Origin of the sequence: Herbiconiux sp. SALV-R1, assembly GCF_013113715.1 — a bacterium.
In the GTDB taxonomy this organism is placed as follows: Bacteria; Actinomycetota; Actinomycetes; order Actinomycetales; family Microbacteriaceae; genus Herbiconiux.
The window spans coordinates 3,128,493-3,149,590 of the sequence record NZ_CP053344.1 but is presented as its reverse complement, the minus strand read 5'-3'; the positions used below and the strand labels follow the sequence as shown (position 1 = coordinate 3,149,590).

22 protein-coding genes are annotated in these 21,098 nt (G+C 70.3%); 15 read left to right on the top strand and 7 right to left on the bottom strand.

From position 1 onward, the window contains the following. The first annotated feature begins 41 nt into the window (after window positions 1–41). From HL652_RS15090 to HL652_RS15070, 5 genes are all read left to right on the top strand, one after another. A complete protein-coding gene (locus HL652_RS15090) occupies window positions 42–1,550 on the top strand; it encodes a flavin monoamine oxidase family protein (RefSeq protein ID WP_171706068.1) in 1,509 nt (502 codons plus the stop codon). After that, window positions 1,547–2,932: an NAD-dependent succinate-semialdehyde dehydrogenase gene (locus tag HL652_RS15085; RefSeq protein WP_171706067.1), complete on the top strand. Its 1,386-nt coding sequence runs from the start codon at window positions 1,547–1,549 to the stop codon at window positions 2,930–2,932. Before HL652_RS15090 ends, HL652_RS15085 begins: the two co-directional genes overlap by 4 nt. A 39-nt stretch (window positions 2,933–2,971) precedes the next feature. Next, entirely contained in the window at window positions 2,972–3,268 is a 297-nt protein-coding gene (locus HL652_RS15080; RefSeq protein WP_171706066.1) for a putative quinol monooxygenase, read from the top strand. Window positions 3,269–3,545: 277 nt separating this feature from the next. Beyond that, window positions 3,546–5,681, top strand: a complete 2,136-nt coding sequence (locus tag HL652_RS15075; protein WP_171706065.1) for a DEAD/DEAH box helicase — start codon at window positions 3,546–3,548, stop codon at window positions 5,679–5,681. Between the two features lie 5 nt (window positions 5,682–5,686). Beyond that, the gene (locus HL652_RS15070) at window positions 5,687–6,655 is read left to right on the top strand and encodes a DMT family transporter (protein WP_253743331.1); all 969 of its coding nucleotides are present in this window, start codon (window positions 5,687–5,689) and stop codon (window positions 6,653–6,655) included. A gap of 15 nt (window positions 6,656–6,670) precedes the next feature. Here the strand turns inward: HL652_RS15070 and HL652_RS15065 are convergent, their stop codons facing one another. Both HL652_RS15065 and HL652_RS15060 read right to left on the bottom strand, forming a co-directional pair. Beyond that, window positions 6,671–7,498, bottom strand: a complete 828-nt coding sequence (locus HL652_RS15065; RefSeq protein WP_171707382.1) for an energy-coupling factor transporter transmembrane component T family protein — start codon at window positions 7,496–7,498, stop codon at window positions 6,671–6,673. Then, a complete protein-coding gene (locus HL652_RS15060; protein WP_171706064.1) occupies window positions 7,492–9,240 on the bottom strand; it encodes an ABC transporter ATP-binding protein in 1,749 nt (582 codons plus the stop codon). The genes HL652_RS15065 and HL652_RS15060 overlap by 7 nt, the downstream gene beginning before the upstream one ends. Before the next feature lie 201 nt (window positions 9,241–9,441). Here HL652_RS15060 and HL652_RS15055 point away from each other — a divergent pair, with 201 nt between their 5' ends. Beyond that, window positions 9,442–10,896: a hypothetical protein gene (locus HL652_RS15055; RefSeq protein WP_171706063.1), complete on the top strand. Its 1,455-nt coding sequence runs from the start codon at window positions 9,442–9,444 to the stop codon at window positions 10,894–10,896. Here HL652_RS15055 and HL652_RS15050 read toward each other — a convergent pair. Further along, window positions 10,893–11,459, bottom strand: coding sequence for an ECF transporter S component (locus HL652_RS15050; protein WP_171706062.1), 567 nt, complete (start codon window positions 11,457–11,459; stop codon window positions 10,893–10,895). The genes HL652_RS15055 and HL652_RS15050 overlap by 4 nt on opposite strands. Between HL652_RS15050 and HL652_RS15045 the strand changes: the two genes are divergently transcribed. The 4 genes from HL652_RS15045 to HL652_RS15030 all read left to right on the top strand — a co-directional run bounded on the left by HL652_RS15045 (window position 11,443) and on the right by HL652_RS15030 (window position 13,565). Next, a complete protein-coding gene (locus HL652_RS15045) occupies window positions 11,443–11,841 on the top strand; it encodes a hypothetical protein (RefSeq protein ID WP_171706061.1) in 399 nt (132 codons plus the stop codon). The genes HL652_RS15050 and HL652_RS15045 overlap by 17 nt on opposite strands. Window positions 11,842–11,926: 85 nt before the next feature. Next, window positions 11,927–12,493 carry an RNA polymerase sigma factor gene (locus tag HL652_RS15040; protein ID WP_171706060.1) on the top strand — a complete coding sequence of 189 codons (567 nt, stop codon included), beginning with the start codon at window positions 11,927–11,929 and terminating at the stop codon, window positions 12,491–12,493. Further along, window positions 12,490–13,182 (top strand): Asp23/Gls24 family envelope stress response protein, encoded by a 693-nt coding sequence (locus tag HL652_RS15035; protein WP_253743329.1) that lies wholly within the window; start codon window positions 12,490–12,492, stop codon window positions 13,180–13,182. The genes HL652_RS15040 and HL652_RS15035 overlap by 4 nt, the downstream gene beginning before the upstream one ends. 2 nt (window positions 13,183–13,184) lie before the next feature. Next, the gene (locus HL652_RS15030) at window positions 13,185–13,565 is read left to right on the top strand and encodes a hypothetical protein (protein ID WP_171706059.1); all 381 of its coding nucleotides are present in this window, start codon (window positions 13,185–13,187) and stop codon (window positions 13,563–13,565) included. A 28-nt stretch (window positions 13,566–13,593) separates the two neighbouring features. Here HL652_RS15030 and HL652_RS15025 read toward each other — a convergent pair whose 3' ends face one another. Both HL652_RS15025 and HL652_RS15020 read right to left on the bottom strand, forming a co-directional pair. Then, window positions 13,594–14,025: a PGPGW domain-containing protein gene (locus tag HL652_RS15025; protein WP_171706058.1), complete on the bottom strand. Its 432-nt coding sequence runs from the start codon at window positions 14,023–14,025 to the stop codon at window positions 13,594–13,596. Between the two features lie 159 nt (window positions 14,026–14,184). Further along, entirely contained in the window at window positions 14,185–14,895 is a 711-nt protein-coding gene (locus HL652_RS15020) for a hypothetical protein (protein WP_171706057.1), read from the bottom strand. Between the two features lie 171 nt (window positions 14,896–15,066). Here HL652_RS15020 and HL652_RS15015 point away from each other — a divergent pair, with 171 nt between their 5' ends. Then, window positions 15,067–15,276 carry an antitoxin VbhA family protein gene (locus HL652_RS15015; protein WP_253743327.1) on the top strand — a complete coding sequence of 70 codons (210 nt, stop codon included), beginning with the start codon at window positions 15,067–15,069 and terminating at the stop codon, window positions 15,274–15,276. A 2-nt stretch (window positions 15,277–15,278) separates the two neighbouring features. Continuing rightward, window positions 15,279–15,995, top strand: a complete 717-nt coding sequence (locus tag HL652_RS15010) for a Fic/DOC family protein (protein WP_171706056.1) — start codon at window positions 15,279–15,281, stop codon at window positions 15,993–15,995. A gap of 177 nt (window positions 15,996–16,172) precedes the next feature. On the opposite strand, the gene HL652_RS15005 is transcribed toward HL652_RS15010, so the two are convergent. Beyond that, window positions 16,173–16,484 (bottom strand): hypothetical protein, encoded by a 312-nt coding sequence (locus HL652_RS15005; protein WP_171706055.1) that lies wholly within the window; start codon window positions 16,482–16,484, stop codon window positions 16,173–16,175. A gap of 2 nt (window positions 16,485–16,486) precedes the next feature. After that, complete coding sequence (locus HL652_RS15000) at window positions 16,487–17,737, bottom strand: isochorismate synthase (protein WP_253743326.1); 1,251 nt, start codon at window positions 17,735–17,737, stop codon at window positions 16,487–16,489. Window positions 17,738–17,825: 88 nt separating this feature from the next. Between HL652_RS15000 and ubiE the strand changes: the two genes are divergently transcribed. The 3 genes from ubiE to HL652_RS14985 are packed head-to-tail and all read left to right on the top strand — an operon-like array spanning window position 17,826 to window position 21,052. Then, a complete protein-coding gene (gene ubiE, locus HL652_RS14995) occupies window positions 17,826–18,560 on the top strand; it encodes a bifunctional demethylmenaquinone methyltransferase/2-methoxy-6-polyprenyl-1,4-benzoquinol methylase UbiE (RefSeq protein ID WP_253743325.1) in 735 nt (244 codons plus the stop codon). A gap of 4 nt (window positions 18,561–18,564) precedes the next feature. Next, window positions 18,565–19,647, top strand: coding sequence for a polyprenyl synthetase family protein (locus tag HL652_RS14990; RefSeq protein WP_171706054.1), 1,083 nt, complete (start codon window positions 18,565–18,567; stop codon window positions 19,645–19,647). 46 nt (window positions 19,648–19,693) lie between these two features. After that, window positions 19,694–21,052 carry an FAD-dependent oxidoreductase gene (locus tag HL652_RS14985; protein ID WP_171706053.1) on the top strand — a complete coding sequence of 453 codons (1,359 nt, stop codon included), beginning with the start codon at window positions 19,694–19,696 and terminating at the stop codon, window positions 21,050–21,052. The last annotated feature ends 46 nt before the right edge of the window (window positions 21,053–21,098 follow it).

Genomic DNA, 21,098 nt, shown 5'->3' with positions numbered 1-21,098 from the left:
TTCGTCATCGATGAGGTCTTTGAACTACGGAAAGAGTCGTGATGGAACAGCTGCAGAAAGACGTCGTCATCGTCGGAGCGGGAGCGACCGGGCTCACCGCCGCGGTGGCCCTGCAACGAGCAGGTCTCTCGGTGATCGTGCTCGAGGCGCGTGACCGCATCGGCGGCAGGCTGTGGACGAACCACATCGACGGGCAGATGTTCGAGATCGGCGGCCAGTGGGTCTCGCCCGACCAGACCGCGCTGCTCGAGACGCTCGACGAGCTCGGCCTCGAGACCTACTCCCGGTACCGCGAGGGCGAGAGCGTCTACATCGGCACCGACGGTGTGGCCAAGCGCTTCACCGGCGACATCTTCCCGGCCAGCGAGCACACCGAGGCCGAGATCGAGCGACTCATCGCCGTGCTCGACGAGCTGGTCGCGCAGACCGACCCGGCCGCGCCCTGGGAGCACCCGCGGGCCACCGAGTTCGACACCGTCTCCTTCCGCTCCTGGCTCGAGTCGCAGAGCGACGACGCCGAGGCGCGCGAGAACATCGCGCTGTTCATCGCCGACGCGATGCTCACGAAGCCCGCGCACTCCTTCTCGCTCCTGCAGGCGCTGCTCATGGCGGCCAGTGCGGGCAGCTTCAGCCACCTCGTCGACGCCGACTTCATCCTCGACAAGCGCGTGGTGGGCGGCCTGCAGCAGGTTCCGCTGAAGCTCGCCGAGACACTGGGCCTCGAGAACGTGCGCCTCTCGCAGCCGGTGCGCCGCATCCGCTGGTCTGCTGCAGCGCTCCCCGCCGACGCCGTCGAGGGCGAGCCGGTCGAGGTGTCGACCGACGCCCTCGTCGTCACCGCCAAGCGGGTCATCGTGGCGGTGCCGCCGAACCTCTACAACCGCATCGAGTACGCCCCCAACCTGCCCCGGCTGCGCCAGCAGTCGCAGCAGCACCAGTCGCTCGGCCTCGTCATCAAGGTGCATGCTAGCTACGAGACGCCGTTCTGGCGCGAGGCGGGTCTCTCGGCGACCGCCTTCAGCCCCTACCAGCTGGTGCACGAGGCCTACGACAACAGCAACCACGGCGAGAGCCGCGGCACCCTCGTGGGCTTCGTCTCCGACAAGAAGGCCGACGACGTGTTCCGGCTGCCGGCAGAGGAGCGCAAGCGCCGCATCCTCGAGTCGCTCGCCGCGTACTACGGCCCGCAGGCGCTCGAGCCCGTCGTCTACTACGAGAGCGACTGGGCCGCCGAGGAGTGGACCCAGGGCGCCTACGCGGCTAGCTTCGATCTGGGTGGACTCACCCGGTACGGGGCACTGCAGCTCGAACCGGTGGGGCCGCTCCGCTTCGGGTCGAGCGACCTCGCGCCCGAGGGCTACCAGCACGTCGACGGCGCCATCAGGGTGGGCCGCCGGCTCGCCGCCGAGGTCGTGGAGTCGCTGAAGGGCGGCGACGCGGCCGACAGCAACAGCGCAGCCGCTTCCGGCTCCGCCAGCACCGCCTCCGACCGTACCGACACCGCCACCGACACCGCCGCATCCACCGTCATCGAAGGAGCAACCGCATGAGCAGCCTCTACGCCGTCGTCGACCCCGCCACCGGCGAGACCCTGAGCGAGTACCCCACCATCACCGACGGAGAGCTGCAGGCCGCAGTCGCCTCCGCCTCGGAGGCCTTCGAGGGCTGGTCGCGCCGGGTGCCGGTGGCCGACCGCGCCAAGCTCATCGCCCGAGTCGCCGAGCTGCACACCGAGCGTCGCGAGGCGCTCGCCGAGATCGCCGTGCGCGAGATGGGCAAGCCGCTCGAGCAGGCGCTCGGCGAGGTCGACTTCGCCGCCGCCATCTACCAGTACTACGTCGACAACGGCGAGACCTTCCTCGCCGACGAGCCCATCGAGCTCTCCGACGGCACCGGCTCGGCCTTCGTGCGCCGGGCGGGCATCGGCGTGCTGCTCGGCATCATGCCGTGGAACTTCCCCTACTACCAGGTGGCGCGTTTCGCGGGGCCGAACATCGTCGCCGGCAACACCATCCTGCTGAAGCACGCCCCGCAGTGCCCCGAGTCGGCTGTCGCCATGCAGGAGATCTTCGAGCAGGCCGCGAGCGAGCTCGGCGCACCCGCGGGCGTCTACGTGAACATCTTCGCCAGCAACGAGCAGATCGCCGAGGTCATCGCCGACCCGCGCGTGCAGGGTGTGTCGGTGACGGGCTCCGAGCGGGCGGGTGCCGCCGTCGCCGAGCTCGCCGGAAAGCACCTCAAGAAGGTCGTGCTCGAGATGGGCGGCTCAGACCCGTTCATCCTGCTCTCCACCGACGACCTCGATGCAACGGTTCAGGATGCGGTGAACGCCCGCCTCGACAACAACGGCCAGTCGTGCAACGCCGCCAAGCGCTTCGTCGTGATCGACGGACTGTACGAGGAGTTCGCGAAGAAGTTCACCGAGGTCTTCACGGCCGTGCAGCCGGCGCCCCCGATGGCCGACGGCACCGAGCTCGGCCCGCTGTCGTCGTCGGCAGCCGCGGAACGGCTGGGGGAGCAGGTCGACCGCGCCGTCGAGCAGGGCGCCACCGTGCTGGCGGCGGGCTCGCGCTCGGGCAACTACTTCGGCCCCACGGTGCTCGCCGACGTCACCCCCGAGATGGACGCCTACCGCGAGGAGTTCTTCGGCCCGGTCGCCGCGCTCTACCGGGTGCGCTCCGAGGAGGAGGCGGTGAAGCTCGCGAACGACACCCCGTTCGGTCTGGGCTCCTACGTCTACACCACCGACCAGGAGCAGGCGCTGCGGGTCGCCGACGCGATCGACGCCGGCATGGTGTGGATCAACCTCGTGCTCGGCGACGCCGCGGAACTCCCGTTCGGTGGCGTGAAGCGCTCCGGTTCGGGCCGTGAGATGGGCCGCTTCGCGCTCGAGGAGTTCGTGAACAAGAAGCTCATCCGCATCGCGGGCTGAGCCCTGTCGGCAGCTCGGGCGAGTGCCTAGGCTGGGTGCATGACGGTCATCTCAGTGCTCGAACTCCGGCTCAAGCCCGAGCTCGTCGGCTCGGCCGACGACGTTCTGCGCGACACGTTGAACGACACCCGCGCACGGCCCGGATGCCTCGGGGTGGAGGTGGCGGTCGACGTCGACGATCCCGCCCACATCGTGGTCGTCGAGACCTGGGAGTCGCTCGAGGCCGACGACGACTACCGGGCCTGGCGGGCGAGCCCCGACGGGGCGAGCTCGCTGGGCTCGGTGATCGCCGCGCCCCCGCTGCTCAGCAGGTCGCTGCTGCGCGACGACATCTGAGGTCGACGGCTCAGGGCGTCGTGAGAGACGGATGCGGCGCATCCGTCGACTTCGGATGCTCGGTCGTGTAACGTAGGTCAGTCGGCTCTGGACGCCGCGAGTTGCATCGCGGAGGGTTTGTCAGTCTGGTGGGCCGGTTTCCCAGTCAGTGCGCTGTTGCGCTGGTCACTGGTGAATGTCGCGTACGACACGGCCCCGGAGCACAGATGCCGGGTTCACGAAAGCACTACCAGCCTGCGCTGGGGTGTGCGCATCACGAGATAACCCGGAAAGAATCATGCCCAAATCGCACAAGTCGGGCGGCTTCAAGCCCGCCAAGAACTACGACCCCCGCCCCGCCAAGAGCGGCGTCAAGGCCGGCAGCCGGAGCCCCGGCCACCGCGGCTACCGCCCCGTCGAGGAGGAGCCCCGCAAGGCCCGCTGGAACGCCGACGAGCGCGCCGCCCGTGGTGCGGCGTCGAGCTCGCGCGGCGAGCGCGACCGCTTCTCGCGCGACGACCGCCCCGCGCGGGGTGACCGCGACCGTTTCTCGCGCGATGACCGTCCGGCTCGTGACGACCGTCCGGTGCGCGGCGAGCGTGACCGGTTCTCCCGTGACGACCGTCCGGTGCGCGGAGAGCGCGACCGGTTCTCCCGTGACGACCGTCCGGTGCGCGGCGAGCGTGACCGGTTCTCCCGTGACGACCGTCCGGTGCGTGGAGAGCGCGACCGGTTCTCGCGCGATGACCGTCCGGCTCGCAACGACCGGTTCTCCCGCGACGAGCGCCCGGCGCGCGATGGCCGGTTCTCGCGTGATGACCGTCCCGCGCGCAACGACCGGTTCTCGCGTGATGACCGTCCGGCTCGTGACGACCGTCCGGCGCGTGGTGAGCGCGACCGCTTCTCGCGTGACGACCGTCCGGCGCGCGATGACCGGTTCTCGCGCGACGACCGTCCCCGTTACGAGAAGCCCAGCCGTGAGAACGGGTTCAACCGCTCCGGCCCCCGCACCGGTGGCTTCGAGCGCCGCGACGACCGACCTGCCCGCGACGACCGCCCCGCTCGCGACGACCGGACCTCCCGCGACTCCCGCGGCACCGCCAGCCGCGGCTTCGAGCGCGACCGCGACGCGCGCGGCACCCGCGACTCCTCCTTCTACCCCTCGCGCGACGCCAGGCCCGCCCCCGCGTTCCACGACGACGACGTGGTGCTTGAGCGCCTCGAGGCGCAGGCCACGACGGCCTCCGACGTCGAGGGCGTGACCTTCGCCGACCTCGGTCTCGGTGGCAACATCACCCGCGCGCTCGCCGAGCTCGGCGCCGAGCGGCCCTTCCCCATCCAGGCCGCCACCATTCCCGACGTGCTCGCCGCGAAAGACGTGCTCGGCCGTGGCCGCACCGGCAGCGGCAAGACCATCGCCTTCGGCGCCCCCCTGGTCGAGCGCCTGATGGAGAACGGCGGCGGCGCCAACCGCAAGCCGGGCCGCAAGCCCCGCGCGCTCATCCTCGCCCCCACCCGCGAGCTCGCCCTGCAGATCGACCGCACCGTGCAGCCCATCGCCCGCTCGGTCGGCCTGTTCACCACCCAGATCTACGGCGGCGTGCCTCAGCACCGCCAGGTGGGCGCTCTGCAGCGCGGTGTCGACATCGTCATCGGCACTCCCGGTCGCATCGAGGACCTCATCGCGCAGCGTCGGCTCGACCTCTCCGAGGTCACGGTCACCGTGCTCGACGAGGCCGACCACATGTGCGACCTGGGCTTCCTCGAGCCGGTGCAGCGCATCCTGCGTCGCACGAAAGACGGCGGTCAGAAGCTGCTGTTCTCGGCGACCCTCGACAAGGGTGTCGCGGCGCTCGTGAACGAGTTCCTCGTCGACCCCTCCGTGCACGAGGTCGCCGGCGAAGACCAGGCCTCGTCGACCATCGACCACCGCGTGCTCATCGTCGACCACCGCGACAAGGGCGCCGTCATCGAGCAGCTCGCCGACCGCGAGGGCAAGACGCTCATCTTCGCCCGCACCCGTGCCTACGCCGAGACGCTCGCCGAGCAGCTCGAAGACGCCGGGTTCCCGGCCACGAGCCTGCACGGCGACCTCAACCAGTCGCGACGCACCCGCAACCTGCAGCTGCTCACGAGCGGCCGGGTGAACGTGCTGGTGGCCACCGACGTCGCGGCACGCGGCATCCACGTCGACGACATCGACCTGGTCATCCAGGCCGACGCGCCCGACGAGTACAAGACGTACCTGCACCGCGCGGGCCGCACCGGTCGTGCCGGCAAGAAGGGCACGGTCGTCACCCTCATCGGCCGCAGCCGCGGTCGACGGATGCAGGAACTGCTCGGCCGCGCCGAGATCGAGGCCGAGATGGTCACCGTGGTGCCCGGCGACCCGCTGGTGAGCGAGCTCGCCGCCGACACGACGCAGGAGAACTGACCGGAGTGACAGCACCCGTCGCCGGCGCGCCGCGCGCGAGCCGCCTGCCGCTGTGGCTGGCGATCGCCGTCGCCGTCGTCTGCGGCGTGCTCATGGCGACGCAGTCGCGCGTGAACGGCGAGTTCGGCAAGCGCCTCGGCGACGGGTACACGGCGGCGGCGATCAGCTTCGGCATCGGCCTCGTGATCGTGGTGGTCATCGTGGCGTTCACGCCCAGCGCGCGGCACGGCGCGCGCTCCGCGCTGCGCGACGTGCGCGAGCGCAGACTTCCGGCGTGGATGCTGCTCGGCGGCATCGGCGGGGCGGTCTTCGTGCTGTCGCAGGGGCTCGCCTCGGCGCTCGTCGGCGTCTCGCTGTTCACCATCGCCTTCATCGGCGGCCAGACCATCTCGGGCCTCGTCGTCGACCGCGTCGGCATCGGGCCCGGTGGCCGTCGCTACCTGACGCCTCGCCGGGTGCTCGGCGCCGGCATCGCCTTCGCCGTCGTCGTGTGGTCGGTGGTGGCGCACATCGACCCGCAGATCCCGGTGTGGATGCTCCTGCTCCCGTTCATTGCGGGAAGCGTGCAGGCGGTGCAGCAGGCCGTGAACGGGCGGGTCGCCGCCGCGGCGGGCTCGGCCGTGAGCTCCACCCTGTTCAACTTCTGCGCCGGCACCGCCGTGCTCGTGCTCATCGCTCTGGTGCACGCGGGCCTTTCGGGTGGGTTGCCCGCCTCGCTGCCGACCGAGTGGTGGCTGTACCTCGGCGGCCCGCTCGGCGTCGCGTTCATCTTCGGGCTCTCCACCGCTGTGCGCACCACCGGCGTGCTGCTGCTCAGCCTGTGCTCGATCTCGGGCCAGCTGCTCGGCTCGATCGCCATCGACCTCATCGCCCCCGGCTCCGGCCACGGCGTCGACTGGACCACCCCGATCGCCGCCGTGCTCGTCGTCGTGGCGGTGCTCGTGGTCTCGCTGCCGTCGCGCGGACGCGTCTAGGCCCCGGAACCGCGTCTAAGCCCCGGAACCGAGGCCCGACGCCACCACGACCGCCACGACCGCCGCGGTCGCCGCCCAGAACAGCACCACGAACACCACGTCCTGTGCCCGGAACGGCACCGGGTAGCGCTCGGTGCGGGTGGGGTGGGCGCCGAAGGCCCGCGAGTCCATGGCGAGCGCCACCCGCTCGGCGTGCCGGATTCCTCCCGCCAAGAGCGGCACCACGTAGCCGATCCAGCGCCTCGCCGCCGCGAGCGGCCCGCGTCCGCGCGCCATGCCGCGCACCCGGTGGGCCTGCCGGATGAGCTCGAGCTCGTGACCGAACCTCGGCACGAAGCGGTACGCCGCGAGAGCGGTGTAGCCCACCCGGTAGGGCACGCGCAGCTGCTGCACGAGAGCACGCACGAGGTCGGGCCCGGTCGTCGTCAGCCCCGCGATCAGCGACAGCAGCACGATGCCGACGAGCCGCGAGGCCGTCGTGGCGCCCACGGCCAAGGCGCCCAGGGTGAGGTCGAACCCGCCCACCGAGACGAGCACCATCGACCCCTCGGCTCGTTCCCGATCGGCCCACAGCCCGAAGCTCACCGTCAGCACCGCGGCGACGGCGGGCAGCACCAGGAACAGCAGCACCAGGATGCGCCCCGACAGGCGCGCGCCCACGACGATCAGCACGAGCGCCAGCCCGATCAGCGCGAGGGCCACGGCGAGGTCGCGCGTGACGATCAGCACCACCATGCCGGGGAGTGCGGCGGCGATCTTCGCGAGCGGGTTGAGCCGGTGCAGGAAGCGCAGGGCCCCGTGGTCGACGGCGGCGGAGTAGGGGTCGGCGGCCGCACTCACGATCGCACCCCCGCCCCGAGATCGGCGAGCCGGGAGAAGCGGTGCCAGCGCGCATCCGTCGTCGCCCGCAGGGCTCTCACGAGCGGCGGAGCCTGCAGCCCGGCCGCCTCCAAGGCCCCGGAGGTGAACACCTCGCCCGTCGCACCCTGCGCCACGATGCGCCCCTCCGCCATCACCACGACACGGTCGGCGTGGTCGGCGACCAGCTGCAGATCGTGGGTGACGACGAGCACGGTGGTGCCCGCGCGGTTCAGGTCGTCGAGCACCGTGAGGAGCTCGGTGGCCCGCGCCCTGTCCTGCCCGAAGGTCGGTTCGTCGAGTGCCAGCACGGGCGCTCCCGCGATCAGCGCCGTGCCCACCGAGAGCCGGCGCTTCTGCCCGCCGGAGAGGAGGAACGGATGCTCGTCGCGCAGCTGTGCGAGGCCGAAGCGGTCGAGCATCCGGTCGACGCGCTCGTCGATCTCGGCGCGGCCGAGCCGCTGCAGCTCGAGCGCGTGGGCGAGCTCGTCGGCCACGGAGGTCGTGATGAACTGGTGCTCGGGGTTCTGGAAGACGAAGCCGATCGTGCGGGCGAGCTCACGCGCATCCGCTCGTGAGGGGTCGAGCGAGAGCACCTCGATGCGGCCCCGCGGCGGCGGCGTGACACCGGCGATCGCCTGGAGCAGCGTGGTCTTGCCCGCACCGTTCACCCCGACGAACGCCACGAACTCGCCCCGGTCGATCTCGAGGTCGACGCCGTGCACGATGTCGGTGCGCCCCCGCGAGACGGTGAGGCCCGACACGCGGATGGCGGGAGTGCGGTCGGGGCGCGATGCGGCGGAGTCGAGGGTGGCCTGGCTGGTGCCCTCGCCGGAGGGGTCGGCCGATCGTCCGACGACGGATGCGCGGGGCAGGGTGTCGAGGCACGCCGTCAACTGGGCCGGGGTGAGCGGCAGCTCGCCGATCGGCTCACCGGCCGCGCGCAGCCGGAGACCCGCGAGGAGGGCGGTCGGCAGCCAGACACCCAGGGCGAGCAGCTCGTCGACGTTGCCGCGCAGAACCTCGGCGGCCGGGCCGTCGAAGGCGAGCCGCCCCGCCCGGTCGAGCACGACCACGCGGTCGACGAGCTCGATCGCCGCATCGAGGTTGTGCTCGACGAGCACCAGGGCGTGATCGCCGCCGCGCACCAGCCCGCCGAGCACGGCGTAGACCTCGTCGATGCCGCGCGGGTCGAGGTTCGCGGTCGGCTCGTCGAGCACGATCACGGGTGCGCGGAGCGCGAGAGCGCAAGCCAGGGCGAGCCGCTGGCGGCCCCCGCCGGAGAGCCGGTCGGGGTTCTCGCCGCGCCGCTCCCAGAGGCCGACCTGCCGCAGCGCCGTCTCCGCGCGTTGCAGCACCTCGCCGACCGGGAGCAGCAGGTTCTCGGGCCCGAAGCACACCTCGTCGAGCACCGTGCCGGTGACGATCTGGGAGTCGGGGTCTTGGAAGACCATCGACACCTGCTCGCTCAACCGGGCGACGTCGGTGTCGCGGGTGGCCACTCCGGCCACCTCGACCGTGCCCTCGAGCTCGGCTGGGAAGGAATGGGGGATGAGCCCGTTCAAGGTGAGCGCGAGGGTCGACTTGCCGCTGCCGGAGGGGCCCAGGATGAGCACGACCTCACCGGGGTGCACGTCGAAACTGAGGCCGGCGGGCGTCGGGGTCTCGCTGCCCTCGTGCCGCACGTTCACGTCGATGACGCGCACGGCGGGAGGTCGGGGGTTCACGCTCCCAGCTTAGGCAAGGCTTGCCAACCCCATGATCTGGATGCGCGAGGCCCCACCGCCGGATCGATGCGAACGGATGGGACTTCTTGTCCCGTACTGGGTTTTTCCAGGTGGTTCGGGTTATCGTAGGGAGGTTGATTGGTCACGAAACGGTAACGCGACGTGACCAGACCCCGACAGAGACCCGGAAGCACTGAACGTTTGACCAGCCCTGACTCGTATTCCGGCGCCGACGCGCCGCTCGAAGCGAACCCCCGTGCTGGTGCCCCCGCCCCTCTGTCCCGTCGTGAACTGCGCGAACAGCGGGCCGCCGCCGAGGCTGCCGTGACGGCCGTCGAGGCCGACGCCCCCCTCACCCGCCGTCGGCTGCGCGAACTTCGGCAGCAGGAGATCGACGAGCTCGAGATCGCCGCCGTGGGCTCGGCGCCGCTCGAGCCGGGTGTCGAACTCCCGCTCGAGCCGGTCGCGGTCGAGGAAGCTACCGACCCCGTGCATCCGGCGCCGTTGCACATCGCAACGCCTCAGATCTCGAAGGCACAGATCGCGCCGGCGCAGGTCCCCGAGGCGCCGGTCGCGAAGGCCGAGCTCGTCGAACCGGAGCACTCGACCCCGAAGGTTCCCGAGCGGCAGACCTCGCCCTCGTCCGTCGCCGATTTCGACATCGCGGCTCTGCTGGTCGCATCGCCGTCGGCCGAGTCCTCCGACGGGTCGCCGTCGGTCGGGGCCGGTCGTGAGGTTGCTACCCGCCGCGCGCTGCGCGCCGCGAGCCCCGCTCCCCGCGACCGCCGCGGCGCCCGCTCCGCAGCCCCCAGCCGCCCCGCGCGCTCGTCGAAGCCGCCCCGCGCATCCGGTTCGCGTCGTAACTGGGCCAAGGGTGCGCTCACCGGTGTCGCGATGGCCTTCGTGCTCGGCATCACCGCGGTCACGGCCATCCCCACCACCGTCTCGGCGAGCCCCGTCGACGCCAACGTGGTGAACCTCAGCCTCAACGCCAACGCGAACGCGGCCACCCAGCAGCTCATCACCTCGAACACCGCCTCCACCGAGGTCGTCGACCGCGACGGCTACGCCGTCTCCGACGTGGGGGAGCTGCAGGCAGCCGGATACTCGACCGCTCAGCTGCTCGTGGGCCGGTCGCTCGCACAGGAGCTCGTCGACGCCATGGATTCCGGCAAGCTCGTGGGGTCGGTGCCCGACCACATGAAGGAGATCCGCTGGATCGCCCAGGGCGTCACGGTTCCCGACTGCGGTGTCGACTACCGGGTGCTCGAGATCATCGCCATCGCGGTGCGCAACTTCGACCAGGTCGGCGTGAGCGACATCAACCGCAAGTGCACCGGGCAGATCGAGGGCGCGGGCACCAGCTCGTCGCACTACATCGACGGGGGCGGCCACGCCGTCGACTTCTACCTGCTCGACAACAAGAGCCTCAACGGCTACGACGCGGGAACGCTGAAGCTCATCAGCCTGCTCGACCCGGTGATGCCGGTCGGCGCCCGCGTCGGTCAGGCGAGCTGCCGCGCATCCGCCGGTGTCAAGGTGAACCTCACCAACTGGACGGAGTTCGACGACTCCTGCACCCACATGCACGTCGACGTGCCCGTCAACGACGCACCGCTGCTGCTCAACGCCGACACCCTCGGCTCGGGTCGCTAACCCCGGGGCTTCGCGGGTCGGGCGGGTCGTGCGACACCGCGCGCTACTCCTGCCGCTGTCAGCGCTCTGGCGAGCGCCAGCGCCAGCAGCGTGAAGACGACGGGCGAGACGAATGAGCCGACGAGCAGGATGACCGTGCCGACACCGTCGAGGTCGTGCGCGCCGACCAGGCGGTACATGCCGACGGCGAGGATGACGCCCGACAGCGCGGAGCCGGCCACGAAGAGCCAGACCGGCCAGAAGCGGTAGCGGGTGAGGAGGAACGGCAGCTCCTGCACGGCTCCGATGCCGAGCGCGATGAGCGCGGCGAGGAAGCCGAGGGGTTGGAACGCCGCCGACACCAGCCCCGACAGCACTCCCACGAGCAGCGCCACACCGCCCCGCCGATACAGCGCCTGCGCGAGCGCGCCCGGCACGAAGTACACGCCGAGAGTGAGCCCGTAGAGCACGGGGATGACGGCGTTCACGGTGCCGCCGATGTAGGAATTGACGATGAACAGCAGCCCGCCGGCCACCCCGATCGCCGCACAACTGAGCAGCAGCCGCGTGCTCGTGTTCTTCATGTGTCCTCCACAACGAGCTTACGGGCTGCACCCATCCCGCCCGACGCCGGCCGAGCACCGATGGGGCGCGCGGCTCGATGACAATATCGTGAGTGCGCCGCCCACTGTGGCGAGCGCCGTGAGGAGGAGAATTGTGACGGAAAACCAACGAGCCATCATCCACGTGACTGAACTCACGGACACTGGTGGAAGTCTCATTCTGGAACCCTGGGGTACCGAGTACAAGCTCAGCGCGGGATCATCCATGACCGTGGAGATGCGGCTCGGCTCCTCCCCGTCGCGCTTAGAGGTCGCACGCGTCGGAGATGCGATCATCCTGACGTCCGTCCACGACAACGAGCCGGTGGCCAGGGACGCCGAGGGTCAAGTTCTGAGCCTGTGACGCGTCGCGCCTGTTCTCCGGGCGCGCACTTCGTGGAAGAGTCGCTCGTGAAGCACCGTGCGCGTCGACAGGAGGAGGTTGCTCGATGACCGACCTCGCTGGACCGTTGGGGCTCGCCGAAGCCCCCGATCGCATCCTCGCCGGGCGGGCGGCCGACGGTGACCTGCGGGCGTTCGAGGTGATCGTGCGGCGGCATGGGCCGCTCATGCGGGCATACGCGACCAGGCTGCTCGGGTCGAACTCCGAGGCCGACGACGTGGTGCAGGAGAGCTTCATCACGGCGTGGGAGAAGCTGCCGCAGCTCGCCGATCTGTCGGCGGTGCGCGCCTGGCTCATGCGCATCACCAATCACAAGGCGATCGACCGCATCCGAGCCCGTCACGACGACAAGCCGATCGCCGACTGGGACGATGCCGCGCCGGAGTCGCTGGCGCCCGACCGCCAGGCGGAGGCCCACTCCCGCCGCGACAAGCTCATCACCGTGCTCGAGGCCATGCCGGAGGCGCAGCGGCAGTGCTGGGTGATGAAGGAGGCGGGCGGCTTCAGCTACGAGGAGATCGCCGACGAGCTCGGGGTGCCGCCGTCGACGGTGCGAGGGCTGCTGTCGAGGGCGAGGAAGCATCTGATGATCGAGATGGAGGGGTGGCGATGAACGCACACGACGGCGATGCACCCGTTCCTGGCGACGCCTTCGACGGCACCCGCCACGACGACGACACGGCCCGCGATGACGTCACGCTCCGTGACGACACGGCCCGCGACGAGGTGCTCGAGCTGCTGAGCGGCTACCTCGATCGCGGCGAGACGCCCCCGGCCGAGCTCGTGCAGCAGTCGCCCGAGAACCAGCTCGCGCTCGCAGCGCTCCAACGGGTGCGCGAAGCCGCCGGGCTCCTGGTCGACGTCGACGCCGACGGCGGGGGAGCGCCCGAGGGGTGGGTCGAGGGCATCCTCGGCAACCTCACCCGTGAGGTGCGGGCCGGTCGGTCGATCCCGCTGTCGCATCCGTCTCCCCGCGCATCCCTCAGCCTCACCGAGGGCGCCGTGCGCGGCCTCGTGCGCTCGGTCGGCGACCAGATCGACGGCGTGCTCGTGGGGCGCTGCGTGCTCGACGGAGACGTGACGGTGCCGGGGAGCCCGATCACCGTGAAGGTCGAGGCCAGCGTGTTCTGGGGCGAGCCCATCCCCGAGAGCGCCGAACGGCTGCGCGCGGCGATCGCCGGAGCGCTGCTGCAGCACACCGAGCTGAGCGTCGTGGCGGTCGACGTCACCATCACCGACGTGCATCTCCGGCGCGAGCCCGGGCTGCCGGGTGAGACGCCGGTGACAGGGAAGGGAGAGTGACGATGAGCGAGGAGATCGTGCCGGTCGAGATCGTGGCGGGCGACGTGGCCGCACCGCTCGGCGACGCCGAGCTGGCCCGCGAGATCGACGCGGCGGTGCTCGCCGTTCCCGGCGTGCTGCAGACCTACGACGGGCGCAGCACGGTCGGCGCGGTGCTCGCCGGCGCGGCTGCCGTGCTGCGCAAGACGGATGCGCCCCTGCCCGTCATGCTGCGCCGCACGGGCGACACCGTCTCGGTGTCGGTGCGCATCGCCGTGGGCGGAGGCCGGCTCGCCGCCGACACCTGCCGCGAGGTCTACTCCGTCGTGTCAGAGCTCGCCGCCGCCCGGCTGGGCGAGGCGACCGTCGTCGACGTGTCGGTCGAGGTGGCGCGCATCGGCTGACCCGGTGCCCGGGCTCCGGATGCGCGGTTCAGGCCGGTTCGGAGGGATGCACGACGATCACCGTCGGGTCGTCGCCCTTGCGCGCCCGGCGTCGGTCGCGAGCATCCTTCGCTACCCCGGCCGCCTTCTTCGCGGCCGCCGTAGCCTTCACCCGGGCGGCCTTGGCCCCCTCGAACTCCGTCGACAGGATGCCCAGCCCACCGAGAGCGACCAGCGCCCCCGGTCCCGGCAGCGGAATCATCGCGATGCCGAGCGCGACGGTCCCGCCCCCGACCACGCCCACCCCCGCGCGGTACAGGCGATCGGTCGTGGGGTTCTTCCTGATCTGCTCCCGAGTTCCGCGCGCGGCCCGCGAAGCCGTACGCCCGAGCGACCGCCCCACCGCCTTGCCCAAGTTCTTCGCAGCAGTAGGAACGTCGTCATGCGCAGCCTTACCTTCTCCGGACGTCTTCGCGCTCATGCCCCAACGCTAGGCCGCCCAGCCGAGAACCACCCCAGAGGTCAGTCCTGGCACACATTGCAGCCGGATGCTCAGCGAGCGATCCGTGCGATGAAACACATTCGTGACTATCTGGACACACGAAATTCCGCAGGACTTGCCGCACGTCATCCCGCGACGCTAGCGGCCAGCCACCAGAGCGGCAATCGAGGGATCCAGGTGCAGATTCTTCGGATCGAGGCCACTCGAGAATTGCACCCCTTGGGCTCCCACGAGTCCATGCTGCCACCCACGATAAAGAGTGTGCCACCAGCGCATGATGCTGAGGAGCATCCGTCGGCGGCTCGTCGCGAGGACTTCGTCTGTCAGATGTGCCCACCCTCCAACTTCGGTGATTGCACGGTGCTCGGCCTCACCCCACGAGGCCCACGGCGGATCGTCGTGGGCGGCCCGACCTCGCAGTGCATCCAGGTCGCGATACCGGCCAGGCGTTGCTGCCCATCGATCCAGCGCGAGGAGAATATCTCTCCAAAACGGATCGGCTACAACCTCGTCGACGAGACCTCGCATGTAAGCATTTGCGGTCTGGGACCCAGCCGTGTATACGTCGAGTACCTTCGCATTTAACTCGCCGAGCGCGTGTCCAGATGCTCCCGATCCAAACTTCGGGTCTATCTGGCGACCGTGGTTCTCTTCGTTGAGCCAGAGCGTGACCTTCAAGGCGCGCTCTACCCCTTGTGACAATGGTGTGAAGGCCGCGCCGGGCTGGCGAACCTGCCACTTTGGGCTCGCGCACTGGTTCAGACCGACCGCGAGAAGTTCAGTTGCAGTGGAGAGCTCGCTAGCAAGATGATGCGCTCGCAGCACCTGATCGTTGGGGCGATTCACCATACGAGCAGATTAGGGCGCTGCCGGATGCGCCGACGTATCTCCGACGTCACCCTTGATTCCTGCCGTCCACAGTCTGTCCGAATGCCGTTCCCGGAATCGCATCTTCAGAAACTTCATCGTCGAGGTGTGAGACAGATCGAGTAAAATGGTGGGAGTCAGATTGGAGCCGTCATGAGCATCGCGCATGCACGCACCGCACCCAGCGTCGATCAGGTCGACGTTGAGCGCCGGATGGGCTTCGCTGACGCTGCTCTTGGAGCGGCCGGCCACGAGGTCACCGATCCTGTACTGCGGGCAATCAGTCGGCGCGTGGCCGCTGGTGAGGTCACGGGGGATGAGGCCGCGGCGCTTGTCAAGGCGCAGCTTCTCGGCACCCGCTAACCGTGGCGAAGGGCTTTCGCACCTGGGATGACTATTTCATCCCAGGTACTTCCGTCCTGAGGAATGTCGAGGGCATCACCGATGTCGATCAGTTGCGCCGCTACGAAGAGGCCCAGGCGCACGTGCGACTCGTCGAGCTGGCTGCCGCACCTCTGCCGGAGACGTTCGACTACGACCACATGAAGGCCATCCACCGGCACATCTTCCAAGACGTCTATGAGTGGGCGGGGGAGGAGCGCGTGGGTCCCGTGGGTTTCATGTCGAAGGACGGCCACTCGTACTACCCGGCCGGCCCCGCCCTGACCGAAGCGGCTCACACCGAGTACGACAAGCTCGCGAGCAAAGACTTCCTCCGCGGCCTCGACAAAGACGAGTTCGTCCACGAGCTCGCTGAAGCGTGGGGAGAGTTGAACGTCATCCACAGCTTCCGTGAGGGAAACACCCGCGCGCAGTTCGTGTTCTTTTCACAGCTCGCGGAGATCGCCGGCTACCGGATCGACACGGACGCTTTCACCATCGGTTCGCCGCTCCGCGACGAGTTCGTGGCCGCACGGTTCCATAGCCAAGACACCGGCAGCAATGCCCGGCTGGCCGCCGTGCTATCGAAGGCGGTCGAGCCGATCCACCGAGGGCCGGGTGTGCCGGTTCCGTTGCGCCTCGGGCGACGACAGTGGTTGGCGAAGCAGGAGTTCGGCACAGGTCGCGGGCATCAGAGTTAGGGGTGGGGGGCGGTAGTCGAACAATCCCGCGTGTCGACCCACCATCGGCGTCGCGGTAGTGAGATGCCGAACTGAGGCCGATAGATCGTGACGGATGCGGGTCGGGAGGCGCTACGCCAGTGGCGGGCCTGGGCGATCAGTGGACCCGGCGTAGGCAGCTGCGCTGCGCCCCACCCCTCAGAGGAGGAAGAGGAGGGCGAGGGTGCCGGCGAGGATGGCGGTGGCGAGGAGGATCAGGGCGACGCGGGTGAGGGGGGTCCAGGCGGGGGTCTTGTCGTGGCGGGCGGCGCGGCGGCGGACGGCGAAGAGGGTGGCGCCGGCGCCGACGGCGACGAGGCCGGCGATGGCCGTGCCGATGAGGAAGCCGCCGCGGAGGCACGCGAACGCGAGCAGCAGCGCGATCATCGCCGTCGACAGCGCCCCACGTTGCCACGCGATCGCCGTGCGCTCCGGCTCCGATCCCGAGCTGGTGCCGCCGCGCTTCCTCACGCTCAGCCGAAGGCCTCGACGATGGGGCGGAACTTCATCTTCGTCTCGAGGTACTCCCGCTCCGCGACCGAATCGGCGACGATGCCGCAGCCCGCGTAGGCGGTGATGTCGCCGTTCTCGTCGACCTGCGCCGAGCGCAGCGCCACCGCCCACTCGCCGTCGCCGTCGGCACCCACCCAGCCCACGGGGCCGGCGTAGCGGCCGCGGTCGAAGGGCTCGAGCTCGTCGATGAGGGCGAGGGCGTCGGGGGTGGGCGTGCCCGCGACGGCGGCGGTGGGGTGCAGTGCCGCGATGAGGTCGAGCGAGGTCGACCCGTCGGAGAGCGTGCCCACCACGTCGCTGGCGAGGTGCCACAGGTTCGGCAGCTTCAGCGTGAACGGCAGCTCGCTGGTGACGAGGTTGCGGCTGTGGGGAGCGAGGGCCGCGACCACGCTGGTCACTGCGAAGCCGTGCTCGTCGAGGTCTTTCGCACTTGTGGCCAGGGCGACGGCCCGGTCGTGGTCTGCCTCCGCATCCGCTCCCCGCGAGGTGGTTCCGGCGAGCACGCGCGCCTTCACGGTGCCGTGCGAGACGCTCACCAGGGTCTCGGGGCTCGAGCCGACGAAGCCGTCGACGGCGTAGGTCCAGCAGTCGGGGTAGCCGAGCGCGAGGTCGGTGAGCGGCCGGCGCAGGTCGCCGCCGGCGGGCAGGTGGCCGGTGAGGTCGCGCGCCAGCACCACCTTGCTGAGCTGGTGGTCGGCGATGCGGGCGACCGCAGCATCCACCGCCTCACGGAACGCCTCCGGGGTCATCGCCCCGGGTAGCAGCGAGATGCGGTACTCCTGGCCGAGCGGGCGGGCGACGGGCATGGCGACGTCGCCGGCGGGTTCGTCGTCGACCGTGACCTTGGTCACCCAGTAGTTGCCGTCGCGCTTGCCCAGCAGAAGGCGCGGCACGATGAGAACGCTCGTGGCCGCGGAGCGGTCGGCGAACGCGAAGCTGCCGAAGGCGACGAGGCCGGTGCCGGGCAGCTGCAGCGGGTCGATCACCGTCGCCTGCTGCACCACCTCTCTCCACGCCCCGCACGCGTCGACCATGCGGTCGGGCCCGCTGAACTCGAGCCGAAGCGCCTCGCCGACTCCGGCGATGCCCTGGCCCTTGCGCATCCAGACCAGCGGATGCCGCGGGTCGAGAAGAGGGAGGAGGAGCTTCAGGTCGTCGACCTTCGTCGTCTCGACGCGAAGCCGGGCACCAGGATGCGCTGTATCGCTCACCGAATCAGCTTACGGCCGCCGGAGCGCGACCGGGCGGGGTGCAGCCCGTACCGAGCGGCCGTGCAGCAAACGACCATAAACTGGGGGAGTGACTAAGGCAGACCTCACCAAACGACCCGAGCAGGTCTCTGCCATGTTCGACCAGGTGGCCGCGCACTACGACCGCACCAACGACGTGCTCTCGGTGGGCAACGCGGTGCTCTGGCGCGTGGCGACCACCCGGGCCGTGAACCCCCGACCCGGCGAGAAGGTGCTTGACCTCGCGGCCGGCACCGGCACCTCGAGCGCCTCGCTGGCGAAGAGCGGCGCCCATGTGGTGGCCGCCGACTTCTCGCCCGGCATGATCGACGTCGGCCGCCGGCGTCAGGCCGCCGTGCCCAACATCGAGTTCGTCGTCGCCGACGGCATGAACCTGCCGTTCGACGACGAGAGCTTCGACGCCGTCACCATCTCGTTCGGCCTTCGCAACATCGTCGACCCCAAAGTCGCCCTCGCCGAGCTGTACCGGGTCACGAAGCCGGGCGGCCGCATCGTCATCTGCGAGTTCTCGAAGCCGGTGAAGCCGCTGCGCCCCGCCTACTACTGGTACCTGCGCCGCATCATGCCCACCCTGGCCAAGGCGGTCTCCTCGAACGTGCCCGCCTACGACTACCTCTTCGAGTCGATCGCGGCCTGGCCCGACCAGAAGCAGCTGGCCGGCTGGCTGCGCGACGCCGGGTTCACCCGCGTCGGCTACCGCGACCTGAGCGCGGGCATCGTCGCCCTGCACCGAGGCGTGAAGCCGACGGATGCTGCGGCACCGCTCAGCGCCGGGGAAAAGTAGGCTGATGTCCGTGCCCTCCCGCCTTCGCCGTGCCCCCGGCCGGTCGACTCCTCTCACCCTTGCCGACCGGCTGTTCTCCACCGGCGACGACCGCCGCACCGCCCGCCTCATCGAAGACAGCATCGACGAGCTCGAGGAGCGCCTCAAAGCGGAGACCCGTTTCGCCGGCGGCATCATCGACGCCGTCTCGAAGTACCTGCTCGAGGCCGGCGGCAAACGGGTGCGCCCCACCCTCGCCTTCCTCACGGCCCAGCTTGGCGACGGCGTCACGCCCGAGGTCGTCACCGCTGCCGCCTCCATCGAGCTCACCCACCTCGCCTCGCTCTACCACGACGACGTGATGGACGATGCCGACCAGCGCCGCGGGGTGCCGAGCGCCCAATACAAGTGGGGCAACTCGGTCGCCATCCTCGCCGGCGACCTGCTGTTCGCGAGGGCCAGCGCCCTGCTCGCCCAGCTCGGGGAGCGGGCCATCCGTCTGCAGGCCGACACCTTCGAGCGCCTCTGCCTCGGCCAGCTGCTCGAGACCATCGGCCCCGCCGAGGGCGACGACCCCGTCGACCACTACATCAGGGTGCTCGCGGACAAGACCGGTTCGCTCATCTCGGCCTCGGGCCAGCTCGGCGTCATCTTCTCGAACGGGTCGTCGGCCTACGAGCAGCCCGTGCGCGACTTCGGCGAGAAGGTCGGCATCGCCTTCCAGCTCGTCGACGACGTCATCGACATCGCGCCGACCGACGAAGACACCGGCAAGACGCCCGGCACCGACATCCGCGCGGGAGTCGCCACGCTGCCCGTGCTGTACCTCCGGCGCGCCGCAGCCGGGGGCGGCACGTCGGCCGCGGAGGCCGCCGAGGCGACCGCGCTGCTCGAGCGCCTCACGCCCGACGCCCTCGAGGCCGCCGGTGCGGAGGGCTCCGACGAGACCATCCGCGCGCTCCGCGAGCACCCCGTGACGCAGCGCACCGTCGACGAGGCGCGCCGCTACGCGCGCGAGGCGGTCGAAGCGCTCGCCCCGCTGCCCGAGGGCACCGTGAAGAAGACCCTCATCCGCTTCGCCGACACCGTCGTCGAACGCACCAGCTGACCCCTGGCGGCCGTCTGCCGCCGATCCCCGACCGAAGGAACACTCTGTGACCAAGCTCCGTTTGGCCATCGTGGGTGCCGGCCCCGCCGGAATCTACGCCGCTGACCTGCTCGTGAAGGCCGAGCGTCAGTTCGACGTCTCGATCGACCTGTTCGAGCAGCTCCCCGCCCCCTACGGCCTCGTGCGCTACGGCGTCGCGCCCGACCACCCGCGCATCAAGGGCATCATCACCGCCCTCCGCGAGGTGCTCGACTCGGGCGTCATCCGCTTCTTCGGCAACGTGCGCTACGGCGTCGACATCACCCTCGACGACCTGAAGCAGCACTACAATGCCGTCATCTTCGCCACCGGCGCCATCCGCGACGCCTCCCTCGCCATCCCCGGCATCGACCTCGAGGGCTCCTACGGCGCCGCCGACTTCGTGAGCTGGTTCGACGGCCACCCCGACGTGCCGCGCACCTGGCCGCTCGAGGCCCAGTCGGTGGCGGTCATCGGCAACGGCAACGTGGCGCTCGACATCTCGCGCATCCTCGCCAAGCACGCCGACGACCTGCTGGTCACCGAGATCCCCACGAACGTGTACGAGGGGCTGAAGGCCTCCCCGGTCACCGACGTGCACGTCTTCGGCCGCCGGGGACCTGCGCAGGTGAAGTTCACCCCGCTCGAGCTGCGCGAGCTCGGCGAGATGAACGACGTCGACATGATCGTCCACGACGAGGACTTCGAGCTCGACGAGGCCTCGAAGGCGGCGATCGAGTCGAACAAGCAGGTCTTCGTCATCAACAAGGTGCTGAACCAGTGGCGCGAGCGGCCCGTGGGCGAGGCCTCGCGCCGCCTGCACCTGCACTTCTACGCCAAGCCGCTCGAGGTCGTGGGCGACGAGAGCGGTCGCGTCGCGGCCATCCGCTACGAGCGCACCGAGCCCGACGGTGCGGGCGGCGTGCGCGGCACCGGTGAGGTGCGCGAGCTCCCCATCCAGGCCATCTACCGGGCCGTGGGCTACTTCGGTTCGCCGCTCGACGGCATCCCGTTCGACGAGCGCCACGGTGTCATCCCGAACCACGAGGGGCAGGTGCTGGGCGACGACAACGCGATCATCCCGGGCGTCTACGCCACCGGCTGGATCAAGCGCGGCCCGGTCGGCCTCATCGGCCACACCAAGTCCGACGCCATGGAGACCGTCGGGCACCTGGTGCGCGAGCAGGCCAACTGGTGGACTCCCGCCGAGCCCGCCGAGGAGGCCGTGCCCGCCCTGCTCGAGTCGCGCGGCGTCGAGTACACCGACCTCGAGGGCTGGCACAAGCTCGACCAGCACGAGCTCTCGCTCGGCGAGACGGATGCGCACCCACGCGTGCGCGTGAAGGTCGTGCCCCGCGACGAGATGGTGACCATCTCGCGAGCCTGACGCTTCTGCCGGCGCGGGCGCGCATCCGTCGACTCGGTTCGGGTCG

Bases quoted from the DNA above. Each gene is read 5' to 3' on its own strand.
- HL652_RS15090 (WP_171706068.1), top strand. From the start codon at position 42: ATGGAACAGCTGCAGAAAGACGTCGTCATCGTCGGAGCGGGAGCGACC.
- HL652_RS15085 (WP_171706067.1), top strand. From the start codon at position 1,547: ATGAGCAGCCTCTACGCCGTCGTCGACCCCGCCACCGGCGAGACCCTG.
- HL652_RS15080 (WP_171706066.1), top strand. From the start codon at position 2,972: ATGACGGTCATCTCAGTGCTCGAACTCCGGCTCAAGCCCGAGCTCGTC.
- HL652_RS15075 (WP_171706065.1), top strand. From the start codon at position 3,546: ATGCCCAAATCGCACAAGTCGGGCGGCTTCAAGCCCGCCAAGAACTAC.
- HL652_RS15050 (WP_171706062.1), bottom strand. From the start codon at position 11,459: ATGAAGAACACGAGCACGCGGCTGCTGCTCAGTTGTGCGGCGATCGGG.
- HL652_RS15040 (WP_171706060.1), top strand. From the start codon at position 11,927: ATGACCGACCTCGCTGGACCGTTGGGGCTCGCCGAAGCCCCCGATCGC.
- HL652_RS15035 (WP_253743329.1), top strand. From the start codon at position 12,490: ATGAACGCACACGACGGCGATGCACCCGTTCCTGGCGACGCCTTCGAC.
- HL652_RS15030 (WP_171706059.1), top strand. From the start codon at position 13,185: ATGAGCGAGGAGATCGTGCCGGTCGAGATCGTGGCGGGCGACGTGGCC.
- HL652_RS15025 (WP_171706058.1), bottom strand. From the start codon at position 14,025: ATGAGCGCGAAGACGTCCGGAGAAGGTAAGGCTGCGCATGACGACGTT.
- HL652_RS15020 (WP_171706057.1), bottom strand. From the start codon at position 14,895: ATGGTGAATCGCCCCAACGATCAGGTGCTGCGAGCGCATCATCTTGCT.
- HL652_RS15015 (WP_253743327.1), top strand. From the start codon at position 15,067: ATGAGCATCGCGCATGCACGCACCGCACCCAGCGTCGATCAGGTCGAC.
- HL652_RS14990 (WP_171706054.1), top strand. From the start codon at position 18,565: ATGTCCGTGCCCTCCCGCCTTCGCCGTGCCCCCGGCCGGTCGACTCCT.